The sequence below is a fragment of the Streptomyces sp. NPDC090088 genome (genome assembly GCF_044747345.1).
In the GTDB taxonomy this organism is placed as follows: Bacteria; Actinomycetota; Actinomycetes; order Streptomycetales; family Streptomycetaceae; genus Streptomyces.
Genome location: NZ_JBIVDZ010000002.1, coordinates 715,395 through 739,971, shown reverse-complemented (window position 1 = coordinate 739,971; position 24,577 = coordinate 715,395). Strand labels below are relative to the sequence as shown.

Genomic DNA, 24,577 nt, shown 5'->3' with positions numbered 1-24,577 from the left:
AGGGAGCCGAGCGGAGGGTGGTGCGGGGTGACCCGGGGGGTCAGGCGGGCGTGCGCTGTTCCAGTGCGCGGGGCCCCGGCGGGTCGTAGTCGGGCGGGGTGGCGGAGCAGAAGACGCAGCGGTCGCCGATGACGTCGATGCCGCACCAGTGGCAGCTGGTCTGCCGGACCGAGGTGACCAGTTGGTAGAGAACCGACAGGTCGGCGAGGTAGCTGGTGAACTCGATCATCCGGCCGGTGCCCCACCAGTCGGCGGACTCGGCGGGCAGCGGGGTCTCGCGCAGTCCGTACGCGCCCCAGGCCTTGGCGAGCCCGGCGACCCAGTCCGACTGCAGCTGTCCCTTGGCGACCAGCATCCAGGTGCTGAACTCGGGGCCGTTCAGCACGGCCTCGGGGCCGATCCGGACCAGTTGCGGCTCGGGGTGGGCGATCACGCCGAACTGGGTGCCGGGCATCCAGGACTTGGCGTGCGCCTTGAGGGTGACCGGGACGCGGTCCAGTTTGGCGACCGAGCCGAGGACCGCGCCGGCGTGGATGTAGTGGGTGAGCAGCCGGCCGGCCGACGCGAGCACGCCGGGGCTGAGGTCGCAGGAGGCCAGCTGCCGCAACTGCCGGGCCAGGACGGCGATGCCGAGCGGCGGCAGGTCGGGGCGGAACAGGGCGATGCGGTCGCTCTCCAGCAGGGAGCGGAGCGTGTACAGGCGCCGGGTCACGGGCTCGGGCACGGCGGCCGAGCAGACCACGATCACATGTCCGTGCTGTTCGACGAGGGCGGTGAACTCGGCGAGGGTCTGGTCGAGGGGGCGCCGGTCGAGGTCGCGGAGGACGACCGCGGGCACGGTCCGCTCGTCCTGCGCCGGCAGCGCCATGTCGGCGCTGGTCACGGCAATGGCAGTTGGCACCGGCAGCTCCCCGCTCTTCACACCCCGGCGGCCCACCGGTGTTACCCCAATGAGCCGGGACGACTTCATTGCGTGACTACCTCAGCACTGTAACCACGCCTCTGTGACCGGAGAACAGCGTTTGTGTAGCTGTCTGGGATCCGTGACCACACAAGTGGCGCCAAATCGGTACAGGTTGAGCATATGACCGAGGCCAGTTCGTCACCCCGCCCCTCCCTTTGAATTTGGTCTGGACCTATTGACAGCCCGATTGGTCTGGACCACCTTGATTGTCATGCCCAGACTCATCCCCCGACTCGCGTCCCGGTATGCCGGACGGCGAGCCATCCGCACCTGGTCGGCCGTGGCCGCCCTCGCCACGGCCCTCGCGATGGCGGGCCTGGCCGCCGCCCCGGCCTCCGCCGCCGACGTCAACAACGTGAAGAACGCCGGCTTCGAGTCGGCCCTCGCCAACTGGACCTGCTCCAACGGCAGCGGTACGACGGTCTCCTCCCCCGTCCACTCCGGCGCCGCCGCGCTGAAGGCGACCCCGGCCGGGCAGGACTACGCCCAGTGCGGCCAGACGGTGGCGGTGAAGGCCAACTCCACCTACACGCTCAGCGCGTGGGTGCAGGGCTCCTACACCTACCTGGGCGTCACCGGCACCGGCACCACGGACGTGTCGACCTGGACCCCGAACACGGCCTGGACCCAGCTGTCGACGACCTTCACCACCGGCGCCTCGACCACCTCGGTCACGGTCTGGTCGCACGGCTGGTACGGCCAGCCCGCCTACTACGCCGACGACTTCTCGGTCTTCGGCCCCGACGGCGGAGGCGGCACCGACCCGGCCCCGACCGTCCCGGCCACCCCCGCCGGCCTCGCGGTCTCCGGTACGACGTCCTCCTCCGCCTCGCTCTCCTGGGGCGCGGTGTCCGGCGCGACCGGCTACAACGTCTACCAGAACGGCACCAAGGTCTCGGCGGTCACCGGCGCCTCGGCCACGGTCACCGGGCTCGCGGCCTCGACGTCGTACTCCTTCCAGGTCACCGCGACCAACTCGGCGGGCGAGTCGGCGAAGTCGACGGCGGTGACGGCGACGACCACCGCGACCGGCACCGGTGGCGGCGGCTCCGTGCCCAAGCACGCGGTGACGGGCTACTGGCAGAACTTCAACAACGGCGCCACCGTGCAGAAGATCTCGGACGTGCCGTCCTCGTACGACATCATCGCCGTCGCCTTCGCGGACGCGACCGGCACCCCGGGCGCGGTGAGCTTCACCCTCGACTCCGCCGGGCTGGGCGGCTACACGGTCGACCAGTTCAAGGCCGACATCAAGGCCAAGCAGGCGGCCGGCAAGAAGGTCATCATCTCGATCGGCGGCCAGAACGGCACGATCTCGGTGAGCGACTCGGCGTCCGCGACGAACTTCGCCAACTCCGTGTATTCGCTGATGCAGACGTACGGCTTCGACGGCGTCGACATCGACCTGGAGAACGGCATCAACGCCACCTACATGAGCCAGGCGCTGCGCTCGCTGTCGTCGAAGGCGGGCTCGTCGCTGATCATCACGATGGCGCCGCAGACGATCGACATGCAGTCGACGTCCAACGGGTACTTCCAGACGGCCCTGAACATCAAGGACATCCTCACGGTCGTCAACATGCAGTACTACAACAGCGGTTCGATGCTGGGCTGCGACGGCAAGGTGTACAGCCAGGGCTCGGTGGACTTCCTCACCGCGCTGGCCTGCATCCAGTTGCAGGGCGGCCTGGCCCCGTCCCAGGTGGGCCTCGGCCTACCGGCCTCGACCAGCGCGGCGGGCAGCGGCTATGTCTCCCCGACCGTGGTGAACAACGCCCTGGACTGCCTGACCAAGCTCACCAACTGCGGCTCGTTCAAGCCGTCGACGGCCTACCCCGACCTGCGGGGCGCGATGACCTGGTCGACGAACTGGGACGCGGCGGCCGGGAACGCGTGGTCGTCCTCGGTGGGCGCCCACGTCCACGCCCTGCCGTGACGCCGTAGCGCCGTCACACGTGGGTGGGTCCCGGTGGCTGGGCAGGCCGCCGGGACCCGGGCTGTGGGTGCTACGGCTGTCGCCGACCGCATCCGTCGCACCCGCAGGTACCGAGCTCGAACCACACGGTCTTGCCCGGCCCGTCCTGGTGGCAGCCCCAGCGCCGGGCAAGCGCATCCACCAGGTACATCCCTCTGCCGCCCTCCGAGAGGCCCGCGTCCAGCAGCCTCGGCGGGCGGTGGTCCTCGTCGGCGACCTCGCAGCGCAGCACGCCGTGCGAGGCCCACAGGGTGAGCCGGAACCGGCTCGCCGCATGGCACAGCGCGTTCGCGGCCAGTTCGCCGACCAGGAGCTCCGCCACGTAGGCCACCTCGCCCTGGTCCGCCAGCCCCCACTCCTCCAGCTGCCGCCGCACCGCCACCCGGGCCTCGCTCGCCGCCGTGGGCCGGGGGTCGTAGTCGACGCTGAGATGGCCCGCCCTGGTCGGGGGCTGCGGATACTCGGCGTACGGGGGGCCGGCGTCCGGCAGCCGGCTCCCGGAGGGCTGCAGCATGCCCTCCAGCCTGCCGGTACCCGCCTCCCCGCGCACGGGGAGGAATACCTGATCCGGTACCCGCGTATGCGCCGATACGGGGGTACGCGCGTACGACATCTCGCTCACGCGTACTGGACGCGGATCTTCGCCCCGTCCCCCGGCGCCCCGTCCCGGACATCGACGTACGCGCACACCTGGCGCGTGAACCACAGCCCCTGGCCCGGCTCCGGTGCACCGCCCGGCGGCGGCACGAACCCGGCGAGCGGATCGTCCACGGCCCGGCACAGCCGCAGCTCGACCAGGCAGGCCGGGGCCTCGCCCCAGGCGAGGATCTCGATCACCGGCCCGTGCGCGGCCGCCGCCTCCACCACCGCCCGGGCGAACAACGCGGCGTCCGCCGCGGGCAGTCCGAGCCCGGCCGACCAGGCGTCCACCGCCTCCGGGGCCGGCAGCCGCTCGGCCGCCCGCGGGACCGGCGCCAGCGGTACGGCGTCCAGCTCGCGCACCAGCACGGGCGGCTGTTCGTACACCCCCGTACCCGGGTGGGTGCGGCGGGCCGCGTCGACGACGGCCGGGCCCGCCGTCCGGGTGTCGTAGGCGCACAGCGCCGTGGTGGCGAAGGGCGCGAAGAGCAGGTTGGCGAGGGACTCGTAGCGGATCCACTCGGCGCTCTCCCGCGCCGAACGCCCCGCGCGGCCCGCCCAGTCGGGCTCCATGAGGAGGTGGATACGGCCGCCGGGCCCGGCGTGCGCGGCCAGGTAACCGGCGCCCTGGGCCACCGCGTTGGCGGCCGTACCGGTGTACCAGTCGGTGTGGTCGATGAAGCCGACCTCCTTGGCGTCGCCGCCGAGCGTGTCCCGCAGGGCGGCCAGCCGGGCGGGGGCGGCGATGGCGACGGGCGGCGGCTCGCCGGCGGCGGCGAGCCCCTCGGCGAGGAACGGCAGGGCGGCGGCGACGAACGCGTCGTCCGAGCCGAAGACGGCCATCCGGTGGTCGAACTGCCCCTGGGCCGCGGCGGGATGCACGCTCGTACTGCTACTCATCGGGTCTCCTGTGCGTCAGCGCCGGGCGGTCACCCAGGCGGCGATCTGGCTGCGGTTGCTGAAGCCGAGCTTGCCGAGGACGCGTTCCACATGGCCCTCGGCGGTGCGGCGGGCGATGACCAGGCGGTCGGCGATCTGCTGGTTGCCCAGCCCCTCGGCGACGAGCTCGGCGACCTCGGTCTCCCGTCGGGTGAGCCGGACGGGCGCTGTCCGCGCCTCCGGCCGCCCGCCGGGTATTCGCGGCTGCTCGCCGAGGGCGAAGCCGGTGATCCCGGCGAGGCCGAGCGCCCCGCCCCGGCCGTACGCCCGCTCGTACGCCGCCGTCCCCAGCGCCGCGCGGGCGTGGCTCTCGCAGTCGCGGCGGGCCGAGTTGAGGGCGGTGGAGCCCCAGCGGTCGCGGTCGATGTCGGACCAGACCCGGTCGGCGCCGCCGAGCAGGACGGCGGTGCGCTCGGCGGCGCCGAGGCCGTCGGCGATCCGGGCGAGCAGGTCGAGGGTGAGCCCGATGCCGATGACGTCGTGGACCTCGCGTTTGCGGCGCAGCGCCTCGCGGGCGTGCGGCTCCGCGCCGCGCCAGTCGGCGCGGACGGCGTGCGCGAGGGCGAGGATGCGCAGCACATAGGAGCGGACCCAGTCCTCGCCGTGCGCCTGGCAGAGCCGCAGGGCCTCCTCGCAGACGGCGGTGGCCCGGTCGGCCCGGCCCAGAAAGGCGTGGGCGCAGGCCAGTTCGACCAGGTCCAGGCCGCGCAGGCTGAGGTGCTGGCCGGGGACGGGGCCGCGGGCGACGGTGGTCTCGTAGTGGGCGCGGGCGGCGGGCAGGTCGTCGGCGAAGAGCTGGACGACGCCGATCACGTAGTCGGCGTGGGCGGCCTCCGCCGGGTCGCCGAGCCGCTCGGCGAGCGCACGGGCCTCGCGGGCCCGGCGCAGGCCCCGGGTGAGGTCCTCGGGACTGCCGGCCAGCAGGGCGGAGACCCACAGGGCGCGGGCCCGTTCGGGGGTCGGCCCGGGGCTGGCGTCCAGGGCGCGGTCGAGCCAGTACCGGCCCTCGCGGGGGGTGCCGCACGCGTGCCAGTAGAACCAGAGGGTGCCCGCGAGCCGCAGCCCGGCGCGGGCCTCGCCGCCGGCCCCGAGACAGAAGTCGAGTGCGGCCCGCAGATTGTCCTGGTCCGCCCGCAGCCGCGCCACGATCTCCCGCTGCCCCGGCCCGAACCACGCCGCCTCGCACGCGGACGCGTGCGCCTGGACCCGCCCCAGATGCCTGAGCCGCACGGCAGCCTCCGCACCGGGCCGCTCCCGGAGCCGGTCCAGACCGTAGTGCCGCAGGGTGTCGAGCAGCCGGTAACGAACCCCGGCGCCGGACACGTCCTCCTCACGAACGAGCACGGACTTGTCGACGAGTCCGGCGACGACTTCGAGGATGTCGAGGGGGGTGGGGGCGGTCGCGGTGGTGAGGGAGGTGGGGGCGGCCGCTGTGGTTCTGGCTCCGGCGCCGGTGTCGGCTCCCGTTTCGGCGGGCGGCGTCCCGCAGACGGCCTCGGCCGTCTCCAGGTCGAAGGTGCCGGGGAGGATGGACAGGTGGGCCCAGGCGGACTGTTCCTGGCCGGTGCAGAGGTCGTGGCTCCAGTCGACGGCGGCGCGGAGCGTCTGGTGGCGGGGCAGGGCCGCCGGGCTGCCGGCGGTGAGGAGGCGGTAGCGGTCGTCGAGGCGGGCGAGGAGCTGGTCGAGGCCGAGGACGCGCATCCGTACGGCGGCCAGTTCGATCGCGAGCGGGAGTCCGTCGAGGCGGCGGCAGAGGCGGGCCACGGCGGCCCGGTTGGCGGGGGTGAGCCGGAAGCCGGGGAGTACGGCGGCGGCGCGGTCGGCGAAGAGGGCGAGGGCCGGGTGCGCCTCGGCGGCGGACAGGTCGCCGTCCGGGTCGGGGACCGGCAGCGGCCGTACCTCCATGAGGTGTTCCTCGGTGAGGCCCAGGCGGTGCCGGCTGGTGGCGAGGACCCGGACGCCGGTGGTGCCGCGCAGCAGGGCCACGGCGAGGCCGGCGCAGGCGGCGAGGAGGTGCTCGCAGTTGTCGAGGACGAGCAGCAGCCGGCGCTCGCGGAGCCGCTCCACCAGTGTGTCCAGCGGGGGCCGGTCGGAGTGGTCGTGCAGTCCGAGGGCGTCGGCGGCGGCCAGCGGGACCAGTTCGGGGTCGTGCAGACCGGCGAGGGCGACGTAGCGGACGCCGTCGGGGAAGGCGCGTTCGACCCGGCCGGCGATGTGCGCGGCGAGCCGGGTCTTGCCGACGCCGCCGGGTCCGGTGAGCGTGACGAGGCGGGCCTTGGCCAACAGCTCGCGGCCCGCGTTCTGTTCGGCGCGCCGGTCGACGAAGCTGGTCGTCTCGACCGGCAGATGGCAGCCCCCGCGCGGCGCTGATCCGCCCATGATCAGCCAGCCCTCCTCTTGGCCGTCCGTCCACCGTCCCCCGGCGGACCGGGGGAACGCACACCGGCGTCACGCGGGTGGGTGTACTTCGGCGAGGGCTGCTTGCGCGGACGGGGTCCGGCGTACACTGCGCGGCCGATCGCACGGCCGGGCTGCACGGCTGTGCCGGGGGGCTGATTTACGCTGCCGCCGGGAGCGGCTGATTTTACCGTCTTGACCTGTCCATGCCATTCCCAGACGATGAGCGGCACCCGCACAGCAAGTTCACAGATCGACAGAGGACAGAGCAGACCCGCACGACACACAAGCGTCGCACTGAACCACCCCCACCTCCCCCTCTAGGAGACTTCATGCGACTTCGCATCCGTGGCTCCGGTACCCGCGGCGGCAGACGGACCGCCGCGCTCGGCGCCCTGCTGGCCCTCGCCCTCGCTGCCCCGCTGTCGGCCACGGCGACCCACGCCACCGCCGACAGCGCGCGGCCGGCGGCGCCCTCGCCCGACGACGTCCGGCAGTACGAGATCCACCAGCACACCACCCCGGTGACCCGCGCGGCCATCCAGCAGACCGGGGTCACCGTGGACGAGGCCGACGAGGAGACGGTGGTCGTCTCCGGCCGCGCCGCGCAGATCAAGGCCCTCAAGCGGCTCGGCTACGACGTCACCCCGCTGGGCGCGGCCCCGGACCGGTCGTCCGCCGCCGACGCGCTGCGGCTGTTCGACTTCCCGACGGCCGACTCGAAGTACCACAACTACGCCGAGACGAACGCCGAGATCGACCAGCGGCTCGCCGCCTACCCGGGCATCATGAGCAAGCAGGTGATCGGCAAGTCGTACCAGGGCCGGGACATCGTCGCCATCAAGGTCAGCGACAACGTGGCGACGGACGAGAACGAGCCCGAGGTCCTGCTCACCTTCCACCAGCACGCCCGCGAGCACCTCACGGTGGAGATGGCGCTGTACCTGCTGCGGGAGCTGGGCGCCGGCTACGGCTCCGACTCCCGGGTCACGAACATCGTGAACAGCCGCGAGATCTGGATCGTGCCGGACCTCAACCCGGACGGCGGCGAGTACGACATCGCCACCGGCTCCTACCGGTCCTGGCGCAAGAACCGGCAGCCCAACTCCGGTTCGTCGTACGTCGGTACGGACCTGAACCGGAACTGGAACTACAGGTGGGGCTGCTGCGGCGGGTCGTCGGGCTCGACGTCGTCCGAGACCTACCGGGGCGCGTCCGCCGAGTCGGCGCCCGAGGTGAAGGTGGTCGCCGACTTCGTGCGCAGCCGGGTCGTCGGCGGGAAGCAGCAGATCAAGGCCGGGATCGACTTCCACACGTACAGCGAACTGGTGCTGTGGCCGTACGGGTACACGACGGCGGACACGGCGACCGGGATGACCGCGGACGACGCCGCCGCGTTCAAGGCGCTGGGGCAGAAGATGGCGGCGAGCAACGGCTACACGCCGGAGCAGTCGAGCGATCTGTACATCACGGACGGGTCGATCGACGACTATCTGTGGGGCAGTCAGAAGATCTTCGACTACACCTTCGAGATGTATCCGACGTCCAGTTCCGGGGGTGGGTTCTACCCGCCCGACGAGGTGATCGAGCGGGAGACCTCCCGGAACCGGGACGCGGTGTTCCAGCTGCTGGAGAACGCGGACTGTGTGTACCGGACGATCGGGAAGGAAGCCCAGTACTGCGGCTGACCGGTACCTCTACTCGGCGTCGGTGTCGGTGTCGTCGTCCTTGGACGCGTCGGCACCGTCGTCGAAGTACGCGTCCAGGACCGCGTCCAGCTGCTCTTCCCACTCCTTGAAGCGGGACCGGGACGTCGCCTCGATCTCGATCGGGTACCAGCGGCGGTCCGGGGTGTGGACGGTGATCGTGAACCGCTTGCCGAAGCGCGGGGCCTCGGTCTCGACCGCCCCGATCTCCTCCCAGCGGAACTCGCACTTCTCCTCGTCGAGGGCGAGGCGCACACCGGTGGCGTCCGCCACTATCCGCGCCCGGCGGTCGGCGGCCTCGAAGGCGGGCCCTTCCGAGGGCTCCTCCTCGTCGTCGTCCGCCGCGTCCCCGGCCTCCGGCTCGACGGCCTTCGCCCCGGCCTCCTCCGCCTCGGCGGCCTTCGCCTCGGCGGCCTCGGGCGCCGCGTCCTCCGGTGCCGCGTCCTCCGGCTCGGCGGACGCGGGCGAGGTGAGCCCGGGGATGAAGGCCGGGTCGAATCCGGCGCCTTCCAGGGGCTTGCTGTTGGCTCCTATGCGCTGCTCCACAGCGGGCAGTATGGTCGAAGAACCTGTGCCGGACACAGCCAGCCCCAACTTCGTTATGAGACGCCTACACGAACGCGCCTACACGAAGACGCTGAGCACGGCCGCCACCGCGAAGCCCGCGACCGACAGGACCGTCTCCAGGACGGTCCAGGTCCGGAGGGTGTCGCGCTCGCTGATGCCGAAGTACTTGGCGACCATCCAGAAGCCGCCGTCGTTGACGTGCGAGGCGAAGATCGACCCCGCCGAGATGGCCATGATGACGAGGGCCACGAAGGCCTGGGAGTGGTCGCCCTCGGTGAGGAGCGGGGCGACGATGCCGGCCGTCGTCACGATCGCCACGGTCGCCGAGCCCTGGGCGACCCGCAGGACCACCGAGATCAGGTACGACAGGACGATCACCGGGAGGCCGACGCCGTTGAAGGTGTCGGACAGGGCCTGGGCGACCCCGCTGGCCTTCAGCACGGCACCGAAGATGCCGCCCGCGCCGACCACCAGCAGGATGTTGCCGACCGGCTTGAGGGAGGCGGTGGACACCGTCTCCAGGGACTTGCGGGACCAGCCGCGCCGGATGCCGAGCAGGTAGTAGGCGAGCACCAGGGCGAGGGTGAGGGCGACCATCGGGGTGCCGAAGAACTCGATCACCGAGCGGCCGGTGGAGGGGTCCAGGGCGATGGAGGAGAAGGTCGCGGCGAGGATGAGGACGAGCGGGGTGCCGATGATGGCGAGGACCGTGCCGAGCGGGACCGGCTGCTCCCGGGGCTCCACCCCGGCCGCCCGCTGCTCGGCCACCACCGCCTGCCTGGCCTCCTCCGCCGCCTCGACCATGTCCTGCGGTACGGCGACGAAGATCCGCCTGCCGATCCACGCCGAGTACGCCCAGGCGGCCAGCACCGCCGGGATGCCGCAGACGACACCCATGAGGATGACCCAGCCGAGCTGGACGTGCAGCAGCGCGGCGGCGGCCACCGGGCCGGGGTGCGGCGGCAGGAAGGCGTGGGTCATGGAGAGGCCGGCGAGGAGCGGCAGGCAGTAGAGCAGGATCGACTTGCCGCCGCGCTTGGCCGCCGCGTAGACGAGGGGGGCCAGCACGAAGATGCCGACGTCGAAGAAGACCGGGATGCCGAAGATGAGGCCCGTGAGGCCCATGGCGAGCGGGGCGCGCTTCTCGCCGAAGAGGTTCAGGAGCCGGGTCGCCAGCACCTCGGCGCCGCCGCTGACTTCGAGGATCGCGCCGAGCATGGTGCCGAGGCCGATGATGATCGCGACATGGCCGAGGATGCCGCCCATGCCGGACTCGACGGTGGAGACCGCGTCCGAGCGCTGGACGGTGCCGAAGAGTTCGGTGACCGAGAGTCCGGCCAGCAGGCCGACGGCTATGGAGACGGCGAGCAGGGCCACGAAGGGCTGCAGCCGGGCCTTGATGATCAGGAAGAGGAGCAGCGCGATGCCGAGGGCGGCGACGGTGAGGAGACCGGCGGTGCCGTCGACGAGGAGGAGCAGGCCCCCGGTGTGGGGTGGGGTCGCGGGGGTGGTGGGGGCGGCGAGCGGTAGGGACATGTGGGGGTCCTCTGCGTAAGTACATGGTGCTTTCGGGCAGGGCGGAGCGCGGCACGGCACCGTGCGGGGTGCCGTGCCGTCGTGCGGGGGATGGTGCGGGGACGTCAGCCGAGTACGGCGAGGGCGTCGATCTCGATGAGGAGGCCGGCGGGCAGACCGACGTAGACGGTCGTGCGGGCGGCGGGCGGGGCGGTGAGGCCCTGCTCCTCGAAGTAGGTGTTGTAGATGCCGTTCATCTCCGCGAAGTGGTCCACGTCCGTCAGATAGACGCGGATCATCATCACGTCGTCCCAGGAGGCGCCGCCCTCCTCCAGGATCGCCTTGACGTTGGCGAGGGTCTGGAGGGTCTGCGCGCGCAGCGTCGGTCCGGCCGGGGTCGGCGGCTTGCCCTCCTCGGCCGGCAGGAAACCGACCTGGCCGGCGACCTGGAGGATGTTGCCCTTCCGCACTCCGTGCGAGAACTTCGCGGGCGGGGTGGTGTGGGTCTTGGGGGTGAGCGCGATCTTCTCGGTCATCAGGGGGCTTCCTTAGGGGGCTTCCTTGATCGGGGTTCTGCCGGAGTACTCACCGCTGATCGCGTCCGCCGTACGGCGCACCTGCGGGAGCAGGGTGAGGAGTTCGTCGGCGGTGACGACGACGTTGGGCGCGGAGACCGACATCGCGGCGACGACACGCCCGTCGGCCCCGCGGATCGGTGCGGCCACGCAGTTGATGGACTCCTCGTGGCCGCCGAGGTCGGTGGCCCAGCCCTGTTCGCGCACCCGGGCCAGTTCCTTGCGGAAGGCCTCCGCGTTGGGGGTCGAACGGGCCGTGTACATGGGGTAGTCGAGCTGGTCGGTGAGCGCCCGGCGCTCGGGCTCGGGCAGGTCGGCGAGGAGCAGCTTGGCGACGGCGGCGACGGTGATGGCGACCGGTTTCCCGATCCGCGAGTACATGCGTACCGGGTAGCGGCTCTCCACCTTGTCGATGTACAGCACCTCGCCCTCCTCGAACACGGCGAGGTGCACGGTGTGTCCGCAGGCCGAGTTGAGCCGGGCCAGGTGGGGGTGGGCGATCTCGCGGATGTCGAGGTTCTCCATCGCCTCCTGGGCGAGGGCGAAGAGCCGGGCGCCGAGGCGGTAGCGCTGGTCGGACTGGCGGTAGACCAGGCCGTGTTCGTGGAGGGTGCGCAGCAGCCGCAGTGCGGTCGACTTGTGCACACCGAGGCGGTCGGCGACCCGGCCGAGGTCGGCGGGGCCCTCCGCGAGCAGGGGCAGGATGCTGAGCGCCCGGTCGACGGTCTGGCTCATGGGGTGCGTACCTCCTGTTCGGCCACACCGGCTTGGGTCCAGCCGGGGCCGAGTCGAAGTCTCTCCCACGCGGCGTCGTCGAGACCGGTCAGGCGGTCGGTGGTGTCGCGGGCGGGGGGCGGGGCGAGGTCGGCGGGGGTGGTGAGGGCCGCGGCCGCGAAGAGATGCCCGAGCCGGAGCGTCTGCCCGACCGGCAGGCCGCGCAGGATCCCGGAGAGGAATCCGGCAGCGAAGGCGTCCCCGGCGCCCACGTTCGCCACGACGTCGACGGTGGGGGCGGGTTCGAAGGTGCCGTGGGTGTCGGCGGGGGGCGGGGTTTCACTCGCCCGCGCCGGCGGGGTGGCCCGATGGGACGCGGCTGGGCAGCGCCCCGTAAGGGGCGCGGGGAACTGCGCGACCAGCCCCCACCGGGCCGCACTCGACACGAAAGCCGTCGCCCCCTTCGCACCCTCCTTCACCACCAGCACCCCCGGCTCGGGCAACCGCTCCCGAATCGCCGCCGGTCCACCCCCCACCCCCCACGCCAGCTCCGCCTCGTCCTCCCCCACGAAGACGATGTCGGCCCGCCGCGCCAGCTCCAGCAGCACCTCCGCGCCGCCGGATCCGGTCCACAGCCCCGGGCGGTGGTTGACGTCGAACGACACCACCGGGCGGCCCCCTTCGGCGGGAGCCGGAGCCGTCAGCTCGTGCAGCAGCCCCAGGCAGCCCTTCGACAAGGCCGCCGTGATCCCCGACAGGTGCAGGATCCGCCCCGCGCGCACCGCCGCCAGGTCCACGCCGGCCACGGACATGGCCGACGCCGCCGACCCCGCCCGGTAGTACGCCACCTCGTGCGCGTCCGTCGCCCGGTCCCCCGCCGTACGGAAGTACACCCCCGTCGGACGGACCGGATCGCGGTCCACGTACGAGACGTCGACGCCGTACGACGCGACCGTCTCGACCAGGTGGTCGCCGAACCCGTCCGCCCCGACCCGGCTGACCCACCGCACCGCGTGGCCGGCGGCGGCCAGCCCGCAGGCCACGTTGGACTCGGCGCCGCCGATCGCACGGTCGAAGGACGGTACGTCCGCGAGGCGGCCCGGCCGGCCGGGCAGGAAGGTGACCATGGACTCGCCGAGCGCGACGACGTCCGGTGCGTCATCCGGTGCGTCAACGGCGTCGACCGCGTCCGTGGCCTTCACGATGGTCGGGCTCCTCGTCGTCGGGGAAGGGACGCTGCGGGCTCCATTGACCCGGCGTTGGCGTGGATGTTAGACAGCGGTAAGCGATATACGCAATGGACGTTGCACACAATGCAACCACCCCGATCAGGGAGGCTCCGTGACCCTCGACCCCGGCACCGAAGCACTCGCGCGGCTCGCGGAGGAGCGCGTGGACCACCGCTTCAAGGGACTTCCGCCGGACGCCGGGGGACTCACCGTCGGCGAGCTGGCCGCCCAGCGCCGCAACCTCTTCTCCGACGGCTTCGCCACCCCGGTGCTGGCCCTGTCCGCCGAGCGCCTGGAGCACAATCTCGCCCTGATGGAGACGTACGCCGAACGCCACGGCCTCGCCTTCGCCCCGCACGGCAAGACCTCCATGGCCCCGCAGCTGTTCCAGCGCCAGGTCGAGCACGGAGCGTGGGGCATCACCCTCGCCGTGCCGCACCAGGTGCGGGTGGCGCGGGCGTTCGGCACCCGCCGGGTCTTCCTCGCCAACGAGCTGGTGGACGCCCCGGCACTCCGCTGGATCGCCGCCGAGCTGGAGCGGGACGCCGACTTCCGCTTCGTCTGCTACGTCGACTCCGTGCGCGGGGTCGGACTGATGGACGCGGCCCTGAAGGGGACCTCGCGTCCCGTGGACGTGGTCGTCGAGCTGGCCGCCGGGGAGGGCGCCCGCACCGGCGTCCGTACGGAGGCGGAGTGCGCGGCGGTCGCCGACGCGGTGGCGGGGACGGAGACCCTGCGGCTGGTGGGGGTGGCCGGGTACGAGGGCGAGGTACCTGAGGCGGACCCGGACCGGGTGCACGCCTATCTGCGCCGTCTCGTCGCGCTCGCCGTGGAGTTCGACGCGGCCGGACGGTTCGCCGGGTCGGACGAGATCGTGGTCAGCGCGGGCGGCAGCGCCTGGTTCGACGCGGTGGCGGACGTCTTCGCCACCGTGCCCGAACTCTCCCGCCCGGTCCTGAAGTTGCTGCGCTCGGGCGCCTACGTCTCGCACGACGACGGCCACTACCGCGAGATCACCCCCTTCAACCGGGTCCCCGGGGAGGGCGCCCTGGAGCCGGCCTTCCGGCTCTGGGCCCAGGTCGTCTCCCGCCCCTCCCCCGAGCAGGCCTTCGCCAACGCGGGCAAGCGGGACGCGGCCTACGACCTCCACCTCCCCTTCGCCCAGGTGGTCCGCCGGGACGGCACCGAGCGCCCGGCGACCGGCATCGAGGTCACCGGCCTCTCCGACCAGCACACCTGGCTGCGCACCGCTCCCGGGGCCGACCTGGAGGTCGGGGACTGGGTCGGGCTCGGCCTGTCCCACCCGTGCACCTCGTTCGACAAGTGGCAGCTGATCCCGGTCGCGGAGGCGGACGGAACCGTCGTCGACTACATCCGCACCTACTTCTAGGGAGCGTTCAGTGGAGGATCTGGTCATCCGGGACGCGGACGTCGTCGACGGCAGCGGCGCGCCCTCCTACCGCGCGGACGTGGTGGTGGACGACGGCCGGATCGTGTCGATCGTCAAGGAGGCCGCGGCGGCGGGCTGCCAGCGCCCGCGCGCGGTACGCGAACTGGACGCGGAGGGCCTGGTCCTCTCCCCCGGCTTCATCGACATGCACGCGCACAGCGACCTGGCCCTGCTCCGCGATCCCGACCACAGCGCCAAGGCCGCCCAGGGGGTGACCCTCGAAGTCCTGGGCCAGGACGGCCTGTCGTACGCCCCGGTCGACGACCGCACCCTGGCCGAGGTCCGCCGGGCGATCGCCGGCTGGAACGGCCACGGCGACGACATCGACTTCGACTGGCGCTCGGTCGGCGAGTACCTGGACCGTCTGGACCGGGGCATCGCGGTCAACGCGGCCTATCTGATCCCCCAGGGCACGGTCCGCGCGCTGGCCGTCGGCTGGGAGGACCGCGCGGCGACCCCGCAAGAGCTGGACCGGATGCGGCAGTTGGTGGCGGAGGGCCTGGAACAGGGCGCGGTGGGCCTGTCCTCCGGCCTGACCTACACCCCCGGCATGTACGCCAAGGACGCCGAACTGACCGAGCTGTGCCGGGTGGTGGCGGAGTACGGCGGCTACTACTGCCCGCACCACCGCTCGTACGGCGCGGGAGCCCTCGAAGCCTACGAGGAGATGGTGACCCTCACCCGAGAGGCGAACTGCCCCCTCCATCTCGCGCACGCCACCATGAACTTCGGCGTGAACAAGGGCCGCGCCCCCGAGCTGCTGTCCCTCCTGGACGAGGCCCTGGCCGCCGGCGCCGACATCACCCTGGACACCTACCCCTACACCCCCGGCAGCACCACCCTCGCGGCGATGCTGCCGAGCTGGGCGAACGAGGGCGGCCCGGAGGCGGCCCTGGCCCGCCTGTCGGACGACGGCACATCCGAACGCATCCGCCACCACCTGGAGGCCATCGGCTCCGACGGCTGCCACGGCGTCCCCATCGAATGGGACACCATCGAGATCTCGGGCGTCGCCGACCCCGCCCTCGCGCACTTCGTCGGCCGTACGGTCGAGGAGTCGGCGCGGGAGCGGGGCGAGACCCCGTGGACGACGGCCCGCCACCTCCTGCTGGCGGATCGCCTGGCCCCGTCGATCCTCCAGCACGTGGGCCACGAGGAGAACGTCCGCACGATCATGCGCCACCCCGTCCACACCGGCGGCTCGGACGGCATCCTCCACGGCGCCAAGCCCCACCCCCGGGCCTACGGCACCTTCCCGCACTACCTCGGCCACTACGTAAGGGAGTTGGGCATCCTCCCCCTGGAGGAGTGCGTGGCCCACCTCACCTCCCGCCCCGCGGCCCGGCTCCGCCTGCCGGACCGCGGCCTCGTCCACGAGGGCTACCGGGCCGACCTCGTCCTCTTCGACCCACGAACGGTGGCGGCAGGCTCCACCTTCGAAGAGCCCCGCCGCCTACCGACAGGCATCCCCCACGTCCTGATCAACGGCCGTTTCGTGATGGAAGACGGCCGCAGAACAGACGAACTGGCAGGGCGAGCCGTCCGACGAGCACCCCAACTCACCTAGGGGCGCGGGGAACTGCGCGACCAGCCCCCACCGAACCCGCACCCGAAAACCGGACCCCCCTACGGCTTCGGCAACGTGCACGCACTCGCGCTCAGGTTCAGCACATTCCCCGTCGTGAAGCACGCCGGAATGTTGTACGTCTCCTCGGCGTAGTTGATCCCCTGCCGCACCGTCACGTTCCCGCTCTCGTCCACCTCGCACGGGTTGTCCACGGTGCACCGCTCCCCGTCCTCGTTGCCCGTGTTGTTGACGGCGACGACCTGCCCGGTGGTGGTGTCGATCACCGGCGACCCCGAGGTCCCCCCGATCGTGTTGCACGCGGAGGTGTAGCGGACCGAGTCCTTCCAGGTCCAGTCGCCCTCCTTCAGCCGGTACACGAACCCGTCGATGTTGCAGCTGTAGATCGTCTTCCAGTAGCCGGAGACGACCTTGATGGCGGTGCCGGCGGTCGGGTGGGTGCCGCTGACGGTCAGCGGGCTGATGCCGTAGGAGCTCTTGATCGCCGCGTACGTCGTGGTGGTGCGGTAGATCGTGACGTCCGTGTCGGTCATCGTCGAGTAGACGACCTGGTTGGCGCGGAGCGTGGCGACGCGGGTGCCGGAGGAGTTCAGCAGCCCGAAGGTACGGCTGGAGGACTGGCCGGTGATGACCTCGCCGGGATCCGGGAAGCCGGTCTCCAGGCAGTGGCCGTTGGTCAGCACCAGGGCCGGGTCGGTGTCCGCGGAGTTCGGGAAGCGGATGACGGAGCCGGAGCAGTTGCTGAGCGAGACGGTGCCCGCGAAGTTGACGGTCACCGCCGCGGCCGCCTTGGCCTGTGGTGCGGCGATCGCCGGTGCCGTGCCGATCCCGGTGATGGCCAGGGAGGCGAGCGCGGCGACGAGAGGCTTGTTCATGTGGGGGTCCCCTCTATATGACGAGGTGACCGGAGATCTTCCGGCCACCCGTTGTTTTTGTCATGTGCATTCTCAGCACAACAGGCCGCGAGAGCAAGGAGTTGTTTCAGGCCCGGCGTTGGCGGATTTCCGTACGGTCCGCTTATGGGACGGTCCGCTAGTGGGACCTGCCACCGCCGCCCCGCCCGTGCCCCCAGCCGTGCCCCGGGTAGGTCGGGGTCGGGGTCGACGTCACCGCGGTGGCGCTCGGCGTCGGCGTCGCACTCGCACCGCGGGTCGGGGTGGCGCTCGCCGCCCCGGACGCCCCGGCCGTGGAGGCCGCGGCCGTCGGCGTGGCGGCCAGGGCCGAGGGCGTCCGCGCGACCGGCGCGGCCGACTTCACCGAGGGCGCGGCGGCGGGCGCGCTGTCCGGACCGCCCTCGGGCGCCTGCGCCCGCGCCGAGGCACCGTCCGTCGCGTGCCGGGTACGGTCCCGCTCCCCCTGGGTGCCGTCGGACGGCGAGGAGAGGGCGAAGCCGGCGATCAGCGCGGCCGCGGACGCGGCACCCACCGCCCCCACGGCGACCGCCACCCGCCTGGAGCGGCGCCCGGCCGCGCCGCGGGCCGCCCGCCGCCGGTCCGCGCGGCCCGGTCGCGGAGCGGCGGGGGCGATCCGGGGCAGTTCGCGCGTCTCGTCGTATGCGTTGAGCCAGCCGTGCGCGGACGCGGGATCCCGGTACTCGCCGTACGCGGGGGCCGGCTCGCCCTGGGATTGGTAGACGCTGGGCGCCCCGGTCTCGTCCTCGGCAGGTCTCGGCATGGACGCGGATTGTAGGGAGAGGAGGGGCCTTTGAGACAGCTACCGGCGATAACAGGCCAAACCGCCGGGCCGGGCCGGCGCCTCACCAGCACTTCCGCGGGGCCCCACGCGCACCACGCCCATGTCTCACGTGTCGGAAAACACGACACGGCGCGTGTTACCTCCCCGTAAGCTCACCGGCATGCAGGTGATCCAGTCGACCAAGCTCGCCAATGTCTGTTACGAGATCCGGGGGCCGGTTCTCGAGGAGGCGATGCGGCTTGAGGCCGCGGGGCACCGCATCCTCAAGCTGAACACCGGGAACCCGGCCGCCTTCGGCTTCGAGTGCCCTCCGGAGATCCTGGAGGACATCCTCCGCAACGTCTCCTCGGCACACGGCTACGGCGACGCGAAGGGCCTGCTGGCCGCCCGGCGCGCGGTCGTCATGCACAACCAGACCATCGGCATCGAGACCGACGTCGAGCACGTCTTCATCGGCAACGGCGTCTCCGAGCTGATCGTGATGGCGATGCAGGGCCTGCTGGACGACGGCGACGAGGTCCTCGTACCGGCGCCGGACTACCCGCTGTGGACCGCGGCGGTCTCCCTCTCCGGCGGCACCGCCGTGCACTACCGCTGCGACGAGCAGGCGGACTGGATGCCCGACCTCGCCGACATAGAGCGCAAGGTCACCGACCGCACCAAGGCGATCGTCGTCATCAACCCGAACAACCCGACGGGCGCGGTGTACGACGAGGCGATGCTGCGCGGGCTGACCGACATCGCCCGCCGCCACAACCTGCTGGTCTGCTCGGACGAGATCTACGACAAGATCCTCTACGACGGTGCCACGCACACCCCGACCGCCAAGGTCGCCCCCGATCTGCTCACCCTCACCTTCAACGGCATGTCGAAGGCGTACCGGGTGGCCGGCTACCGGGTCGGCTGGATGTCCATCTCCGGCCCGCGCGCGCACGCCGAGTCCTACATCGAGGGCCTGACGATCCTCGCGAACATGCGGCTGTGCGCGAACATGCCCGGTCAGCACGGGGTCGTGGCCGCGCTCAGCGGACGCCAGACGATCAACGACCTGGTCCTGCCGGGCGGGCGGCTGAAGGAGCAGGTGGACACGGCCTACGAGCTGCTCACCCAGATCCCGGGCGTGAGCTGTGTCCGCCCCAAGGGCGCCCTCTATCTCTTCCCGCGGCTCGACCCCCAGGTCTTCAAGGTCAAGGACGACCGGCAGATGGTCCTGGACCTGCTGCGCCAGGAGAAGATCATGGTCGTCCAGGGCACCGGCTTCAACTGGCCGGAGCCGGATCACTTCCGGGTGGTGACCCTGCCGACGGTGGGGGACCTGCGGGACGCGATCACCCGGATCGGCCGGTTCCTGGACGGGTACGGCCAGCCATAGGTAGCCGCCGGGCCACCGACCGTGACGCGGATCAACTTTAGACGAAATCTAAGCTAGGATGGTTTCCTGTCACAGCACAGGAGGCCATCTCCCATGTACGAACCGATCCGCACCAAGTCGGTGCACAGCACCACGATGGCCGGCGCCCCCTCCGACTTCCCGCACCGCACGCGCGAGGAGGAGCTGGACATCCAGCTCGCGGGACATCTCGCGGCACTGCTCGCCGTCACCGACGAGCTGCGCTCCCGCACACCGTCCACCGACCTCGACGCGGCCGCGACCCGGCTGGCCGAGCAGGTGGCCCGGCTGCGGGGCGGACGGACCCCGGTCCGGGCGTCGCAGGCGGCGGCCGGGCAGCCGGCCGCGCTCCACGAGCGCGCCCACGCGCTCGCGGGCCGGGCCCTAGTGGTCGCGGCGTCCCGCGCGGACACCGCGGCGGCGATCCTCGCCGCGGAGCGCATGGACGCACACGCGGCGGCGACGGAACTCATCACCGCCGGCTGACCCCTCGAACGGCCCCGGTCCGCGCGCTCCCGCAGCGACGCGCGGACCGGGTTGCCATACCCTCCCGGCCTTCCGCGCCGCACCTCTGCTCGATCCTCGTCCCCCCGTTGTAATCCGGGACGTCCGATTCACCCCCCGTTCACCCCGGACGCCCAGGAACGTGGGGTTCCGAGAGCACGCTCCCCCGCGTGAGACGTATCGCGGGAATCGTCCTCGCGGTGCTGCTGATCGGTGGCGTGGTGGCTGCCGTCGTCGCAGGCCGACATGGGGATGACAAGGGCACGGCAACGAAGACCGTGCGTGGTGTGATCGGTTCGGAGAAGTCGGACTTCTTCGCCGATCCCGATGTGGTGAAGGCCCTCGCCGCCAAGGGCTACACCGTGAAGACGGAGGCGTCGGGGTCCTGGGCCATGGAGGACCTGGACCTGAAGGGCTACGACTTCGCCTTCCCGTCCAGCTCGGCACCCGCCGACCAGCTGGCCGGGAAGTACCACGCCCGTCAGCCCCTCCCCCGGCCCTTCTACTCGCCGCTCGTGGTGGTGGCCCACCGCAGCGCGGCCGAGGTGCTCGCCGCCAACGGGCTCGCCGTGCTCGACGGCACGGGCAAGGGCACCCTGAAGATGAGCGCCTACCTGGACGCGGCCGAGCACGACCGCACCTGGCAGCAGCTCAAGGGGGCCAAGGCACACGGAGAGCTGACCGGGACGCTGTACATCACCAGCACCGACCCCGAGACCTCCAACTCCGGCGCCCTCTACCTGGCCGCCGCCTCCTATGTCGCCAACGGCGGCCGGGTGGTGTCGAGCACCGCGGAGGTCGCGCGGACCGCCCCGCTGCTGCACAAGCTCGTCAGCGTGCAGGGCGCCCAGCAGCCCAGCAGCGACTCGGTGTTCCGGGACTTCATCAGCGGCGCCGGTAACCCGCTGGTGTGCCTGTACGAGTCGCAGGTGGTGTCGCTGCTCGCCGAACAGCACGGCGCCGACGACCTCGTGGTCCTCTACCCGGACACCACCGTCAACAGCGACCACACGATCGTGCCGCTGGACGACGCCGGCCGGGAGCTCGGCCAACTCCTGAGCACCGACCCGACGTTGCGGGGGCTCGCCGTCAAGCACGGCTTCCGGCCCCAGGGCGACTCCGCCGAGTTCGTCAAGGCCACGGCCGACCACGCCGCCTACCTCAACCAGACACTGACCGGCGTCCGGCAGGCGCCCGTGCCCACCTCCGCGGTGCTGCACGAGATGGCCCGCCGGGCGCGCGGCTGACGGGGGGATCCTGTGAGCAACTTCGACAAGATGACGCCGAGCGGCGGTGAACACGCGCCCACCCTCAGCGGCGAGGACGTCTTCACCCTGACCCCGCCCGAGGCCGTCGCGCCCGTGCCGCGGGAGAAGGCCGGCGGGCTGGTGCCCGTGGAGGACGGCGTCCGTGCGGACATGGCGCACAAGGCCGCCGGCTACGTCCGGGACCTCGCCGCCCTGGACGCCCGGTCACCGGAGTTCGCGAGCAAGGTCGGCGAGATCACCGGCCTCGGCGCCGGCGAGATGCGCACCGCCGCCTCGCAGTCCAACCGCATGCTGGAACGCGCGGTGCGCAGCCTGCCCGACAAGGGCGGCGACGCCCAGGCCAAGGTGGCCGGCTCGCTCGTCGAACTCCGCCGGGTCGTCGAGGACCTGGACCCGCGCGACCTGCCCGCGAGCAAGGGCCGCAAGTTCCTCTCCCGGCTGCCCGGCGGCAACAAGCTCCGCGACCACGTCGCCAAGTACGCCTCCGCACAGGGCACGCTGAACAAGATCGTGGGCTCGCTGCGCGGCGGGCAGGACGAACTCCGGCGGGACAACGCCGCGTTGCAGACCGAGCGGGTCAGGCTCTGGGAGACCATGGGCAAGCTCCAGGAGTACGTGGTCCTCACCCAGGCCCTGGACACCGCCGTGGAGCAGCACGTCGTCCGGCTCACGGACCCCCAGGAGGCCGACGCCGTCCGCGCGGACGTGCTCTTCCCGGTCCGGCAGAAGCACCAGGACCTGCTCACCCAGCTCGCGGTCTCCGCGCAGGGCTACCTGGCGATGGACGTCGTACGCCGCAACAACGACGAGCTGATCAAGGGCGTCGAACGGGCCGCCACCACCACCGTGTCCGCCCTGCGCATCTCGGTGATGCTGGCCTCCGCGCTCGACAACCAGAAGAAGGTCATCGAGCAGGTCAACGCGTTGCGCGGGACGACCGAGGAGCTGATCCGGGGCAACGCCGAGATGCTCGCCACGCAGAGCGGCGAGATCCAGCGGATCGCGGCCGACCCGGCGGTCGGCGCCGAGACCCTGCGCGCCGCCTTCCAGCAGATCTACCGCACCCTCGACGCCATCGACACCTACAAGGTGCAGGCGACCGAGGTGATGGCGAACACCGTGCAGTCCCTCACGGACGAACTCCAGCAGGCGAGCGCCTACCTGGAGCGCAGCCGGGCGAAGGGCGCGCTGGAGGGCGGCCTCGCATGAACAGACGCACGCTCCACGCCCTTTCCGCCCTCCTCGCGGCGGCGGCCGTCGTCCTGGCGGGCTGCACCCCCGAGGACCACGGCGACGACGACTCCACGGCCCCGAAGGCGGGCACCCTGCGGGTCCTCGCCTCCTCCGAACTCAGCGACATGACCGCCGTGTTCGACCGTGTCCGCAAGGACACCGGAGTGACGATCCGCCCGACCTACATGGGCACCCTGGACGCCGTCGACCTGCTGGCCGAGGGGAAGGCGGACGGCAGGTACGACGCGCTGTGGCTGTCCTCCGACGACTATCTGCGGCTGCGCCCCGAGGCGGCGAAGAAGGTCGTCTCCGAGACGTCGATCATGTCCAGCCCGGTCGCGATCGGCGTGAGGACGGCCACCGTCCGGTCGCTGGGCTGGAAGCCGGCCGCCGTCACCTGGTCCCAGGTCGAGCAGGCCGTCGAGGCGGGCAGGCTGACGTACGGCATGACCGACCCGGCGCGCTCCAACTCCGGCTTCTCCACGCTGGTCTCGGTGGCCTCCGCGCTCTCCGGCGCCCAGTCCGCGCTCACGGACGCCGACGTCACCAGGGCGACGCCCCGGCTGAAGAAGTTCTTCAAGGGCCAGACCCTGACCTCGGGCTCCTCCGGCTGGCTGGCCTCGGCCTACAAGCGGCGCGGCAACGTCGACGCCCTGCTCAACTACGAGTCGGTCCTCCAGGAGATCCCCGGTCTGACGGTGATCCGTCCGACCGACGGTGTGGTCACCGCCGACTACCCGCTCTCCTCGCTGGCCTCGACCTCCTCGGCGACCCGCGAGGACGTCCGCCGGGTGACCGAGGACCTGCGCAGTACCGCCGTGCAGAAACTCATCACGGACACCACGCACCGCCGCCCGGTGGTGGCAGCCGTCGAGCCGGCCGCCGGCCTGGACACCAGCCGCCGTCGCGAACTCCCCTTCCCCGGCAGCCAGTCGGTGGCCGACGGGCTGATCTCCGCCTACGAGAACGACCTGCGCCGGCCCTCCCGCACGGTCTACGTCCTGGACACCTCGGGCTCGATGGAGGGCGACCGCCTCTCCCGCCTGAAGGCCGCGCTCACCGGCCTCACCGGTGACTTCCGCGACCGCGAGGAGGTCACCCTGATGCCGTTCGGCTCGGACGTGAAGAGCGTCAGCACCCATGTGGTCGACGACAAGTCCGACCTCGCCGCGATCCGCAAGGACACCGACGCCCTGCACGCCGACGGCAACACGGCGATCTACACCTCCCTGGAGAAGGCGTACGCGCAGCTGAACCCCTCCCAGGAGACCTTCACGTCGATCGTGCTGATGACCGACGGCGAGAACACCACGGGCGCCAAGGTCGGCGACTTCGACGCCTTCTACGACAAGCTCTCCGCCGACCGGCAGCAGATCCCCGTCTTCCCCATCCTCTTCGGCGACTCCTCCCGCGCCGAACTCCAGCACATCGCCACCCTGACCGGCGGCCGTCTCTTCGACGCGCAGCAGGGCTCCCTGGACGGCGCCTTCGAGGAGATCCGTGGCTACCAATAAGACCAACGGGGTCCTCGCCTACCTGGAGTCCCGGAAGAACCTCACGGGCGGCGCGGCCGGTCTCGTCGGCCTGGTGCTGACCTTCACCGGGGTCGCGGGCACGTACTGGCCGGTCGTGGTGGCCGGCCTGTACGGCGCGGGCGCGCTGATCGCCCCGCCGGAACGCCCGCCGCTGCCGGAGTTCCCCACCCCGTCCGCCCAGCTGGGCGAGGTGCGGGCGGACTTCCGCAAGCTGGAGACCTATCTGGCGGAGGTCGGCCTGCCGGCCTCGACCGAGGCGCGGCTGGCGGAACTGACGGACCTGCTGACGGCGTTGCTCGACCCGGGCCGGCCCGCCGAGCTGCTCGCCGAGGACCCGGAGGGCGTCCATGTCCTGTCGCGGACGGTACGGCAGGACATCCCGGAGGCGGTCGACAGCTTCGTCCGCACCCGGTGGTGGACGCGCCTGACCCCCGGGCAGGAGCCGCCGGAGCGGCACCTGGAGCGCCAGCTGGACCTCCTGAAGGAGGAGGCAGAGCAGCTGGCGGCCGGACTGCGGGACACCGAGGCGAGGCGCCAGGAGACCCACACGCGGTACCTGGAGGACCGGAACAACTAGTCCACTGCGGTTCGGCAGCGCCCCAAAGGGGCGCTGGGGGTCCCCCCGGCCGAAGGCTGGGGGAGGAACTGCGCGACCAGCCACGACGGCGCCGCAGCCGGCAGACAGCAGACGGCCGGC

Annotated in this window: 21 protein-coding genes; 10 read left to right on the top strand and 11 right to left on the bottom strand. The window is 72.0% G+C overall.

The annotated features are described in order from the left end of the window. Positions 1–40: 40 nt before the first annotated feature. A complete protein-coding gene (locus ACIPSJ_RS12080; RefSeq protein ID WP_359226401.1) occupies positions 41–901 on the bottom strand; it encodes a hypothetical protein in 861 nt (286 codons plus the stop codon). Between the two features lie 274 nt (positions 902–1,175). Between ACIPSJ_RS12080 and ACIPSJ_RS12075 the strand changes: the two genes are divergently transcribed. Beyond that, on the top strand, positions 1,176–2,900 hold the full coding sequence (locus ACIPSJ_RS12075; protein ID WP_359226403.1) for a glycosyl hydrolase family 18 protein: 1,725 nt from the start codon (positions 1,176–1,178) through the stop codon (positions 2,898–2,900). Between the two features lie 70 nt (positions 2,901–2,970). Here the strand turns inward: ACIPSJ_RS12075 and ACIPSJ_RS12070 are convergent, their stop codons facing one another. From ACIPSJ_RS12070 to ACIPSJ_RS12060, 3 genes are all read right to left on the bottom strand, one after another. Then, positions 2,971–3,453 (bottom strand): ATP-binding protein, encoded by a 483-nt coding sequence (locus tag ACIPSJ_RS12070; RefSeq protein WP_359226405.1) that lies wholly within the window; start codon positions 3,451–3,453, stop codon positions 2,971–2,973. A gap of 104 nt (positions 3,454–3,557) precedes the next feature. Then, positions 3,558–4,478, bottom strand: a complete 921-nt coding sequence (locus tag ACIPSJ_RS12065; protein WP_401345343.1) for an anti-sigma factor RsbA family regulatory protein — start codon at positions 4,476–4,478, stop codon at positions 3,558–3,560. A 15-nt stretch (positions 4,479–4,493) separates the two neighbouring features. Then, positions 4,494–6,896 (bottom strand): ATP-binding protein, encoded by a 2,403-nt coding sequence (locus ACIPSJ_RS12060; RefSeq protein WP_401345341.1) that lies wholly within the window; start codon positions 6,894–6,896, stop codon positions 4,494–4,496. A gap of 350 nt (positions 6,897–7,246) precedes the next feature. Between ACIPSJ_RS12060 and ACIPSJ_RS12055 the strand changes: the two genes are divergently transcribed. Continuing rightward, a complete protein-coding gene (locus ACIPSJ_RS12055) occupies positions 7,247–8,602 on the top strand; it encodes a M14 family metallopeptidase (protein ID WP_359226411.1) in 1,356 nt (451 codons plus the stop codon). Between the two features lie 9 nt (positions 8,603–8,611). Here the strand turns inward: ACIPSJ_RS12055 and ACIPSJ_RS12050 are convergent, their stop codons facing one another. The 5 genes from ACIPSJ_RS12050 to ACIPSJ_RS12030 all read right to left on the bottom strand — a co-directional run bounded on the left by ACIPSJ_RS12050 (position 8,612) and on the right by ACIPSJ_RS12030 (position 13,118). Further along, complete coding sequence (locus ACIPSJ_RS12050) at positions 8,612–9,166, bottom strand: hypothetical protein (RefSeq protein ID WP_355716932.1); 555 nt, start codon at positions 9,164–9,166, stop codon at positions 8,612–8,614. A gap of 78 nt (positions 9,167–9,244) precedes the next feature. Continuing rightward, positions 9,245–10,723, bottom strand: a complete 1,479-nt coding sequence (locus ACIPSJ_RS12045; RefSeq protein ID WP_401345338.1) for a GntP family permease — start codon at positions 10,721–10,723, stop codon at positions 9,245–9,247. Between the two features lie 104 nt (positions 10,724–10,827). Continuing rightward, complete coding sequence (locus ACIPSJ_RS12040; RefSeq protein WP_401345336.1) at positions 10,828–11,238, bottom strand: RidA family protein; 411 nt, start codon at positions 11,236–11,238, stop codon at positions 10,828–10,830. 12 nt (positions 11,239–11,250) lie between these two features. After that, positions 11,251–12,012 (bottom strand): IclR family transcriptional regulator, encoded by a 762-nt coding sequence (locus tag ACIPSJ_RS12035; RefSeq protein ID WP_359226419.1) that lies wholly within the window; start codon positions 12,010–12,012, stop codon positions 11,251–11,253. Next, positions 12,009–13,118, bottom strand: coding sequence for a sugar kinase (locus ACIPSJ_RS12030; protein WP_401346228.1), 1,110 nt, complete (start codon positions 13,116–13,118; stop codon positions 12,009–12,011). Before ACIPSJ_RS12030 ends, ACIPSJ_RS12035 begins: the two co-directional genes overlap by 4 nt. A 214-nt stretch (positions 13,119–13,332) precedes the next feature. Between ACIPSJ_RS12030 and ACIPSJ_RS12025 the strand changes: the two genes are divergently transcribed. Both ACIPSJ_RS12025 and ACIPSJ_RS12020 read left to right on the top strand, forming a co-directional pair. Continuing rightward, on the top strand, positions 13,333–14,610 hold the full coding sequence (locus tag ACIPSJ_RS12025; protein WP_401345334.1) for an amino acid deaminase: 1,278 nt from the start codon (positions 13,333–13,335) through the stop codon (positions 14,608–14,610). A gap of 10 nt (positions 14,611–14,620) precedes the next feature. Continuing rightward, complete coding sequence (locus ACIPSJ_RS12020) at positions 14,621–16,237, top strand: amidohydrolase family protein (protein WP_401345332.1); 1,617 nt, start codon at positions 14,621–14,623, stop codon at positions 16,235–16,237. A 59-nt stretch (positions 16,238–16,296) separates the two neighbouring features. Here the strand turns inward: ACIPSJ_RS12020 and ACIPSJ_RS12015 are convergent, their stop codons facing one another. Together ACIPSJ_RS12015 and ACIPSJ_RS12010 are read right to left on the bottom strand one after the other, a co-directional pair. Beyond that, the gene (locus ACIPSJ_RS12015; RefSeq protein ID WP_401345330.1) at positions 16,297–17,130 is read right to left on the bottom strand and encodes a trypsin-like serine peptidase; all 834 of its coding nucleotides are present in this window, start codon (positions 17,128–17,130) and stop codon (positions 16,297–16,299) included. Between the two features lie 157 nt (positions 17,131–17,287). Further along, positions 17,288–17,929, bottom strand: a complete 642-nt coding sequence (locus ACIPSJ_RS12010) for a hypothetical protein (protein WP_401345328.1) — start codon at positions 17,927–17,929, stop codon at positions 17,288–17,290. A 181-nt stretch (positions 17,930–18,110) separates the two neighbouring features. Between ACIPSJ_RS12010 and ACIPSJ_RS12005 the strand changes: the two genes are divergently transcribed. From ACIPSJ_RS12005 to ACIPSJ_RS11980, 6 genes are all read left to right on the top strand, one after another. Further along, the gene (locus tag ACIPSJ_RS12005) at positions 18,111–19,322 is read left to right on the top strand and encodes a pyridoxal phosphate-dependent aminotransferase (RefSeq protein ID WP_355716906.1); all 1,212 of its coding nucleotides are present in this window, start codon (positions 18,111–18,113) and stop codon (positions 19,320–19,322) included. Positions 19,323–19,415: 93 nt separating this feature from the next. Then, on the top strand, positions 19,416–19,826 hold the full coding sequence (locus tag ACIPSJ_RS12000; protein WP_359222161.1) for a hypothetical protein: 411 nt from the start codon (positions 19,416–19,418) through the stop codon (positions 19,824–19,826). A 188-nt stretch (positions 19,827–20,014) separates the two neighbouring features. Then, positions 20,015–21,091, top strand: coding sequence for a hypothetical protein (locus ACIPSJ_RS11995; protein WP_359222162.1), 1,077 nt, complete (start codon positions 20,015–20,017; stop codon positions 21,089–21,091). Positions 21,092–21,121: 30 nt separating this feature from the next. Beyond that, entirely contained in the window at positions 21,122–22,321 is a 1,200-nt protein-coding gene (locus ACIPSJ_RS11990) for a toxic anion resistance protein (RefSeq protein WP_359222279.1), read from the top strand. Further along, positions 22,318–23,859, top strand: coding sequence for a substrate-binding domain-containing protein (locus ACIPSJ_RS11985; RefSeq protein ID WP_401345325.1), 1,542 nt, complete (start codon positions 22,318–22,320; stop codon positions 23,857–23,859). The genes ACIPSJ_RS11990 and ACIPSJ_RS11985 overlap by 4 nt, the downstream gene beginning before the upstream one ends. After that, entirely contained in the window at positions 23,846–24,457 is a 612-nt protein-coding gene (locus ACIPSJ_RS11980) for a hypothetical protein (protein ID WP_401345323.1), read from the top strand. Before ACIPSJ_RS11985 ends, ACIPSJ_RS11980 begins: the two co-directional genes overlap by 14 nt. The last annotated feature ends 120 nt before the right edge of the window (positions 24,458–24,577 follow it).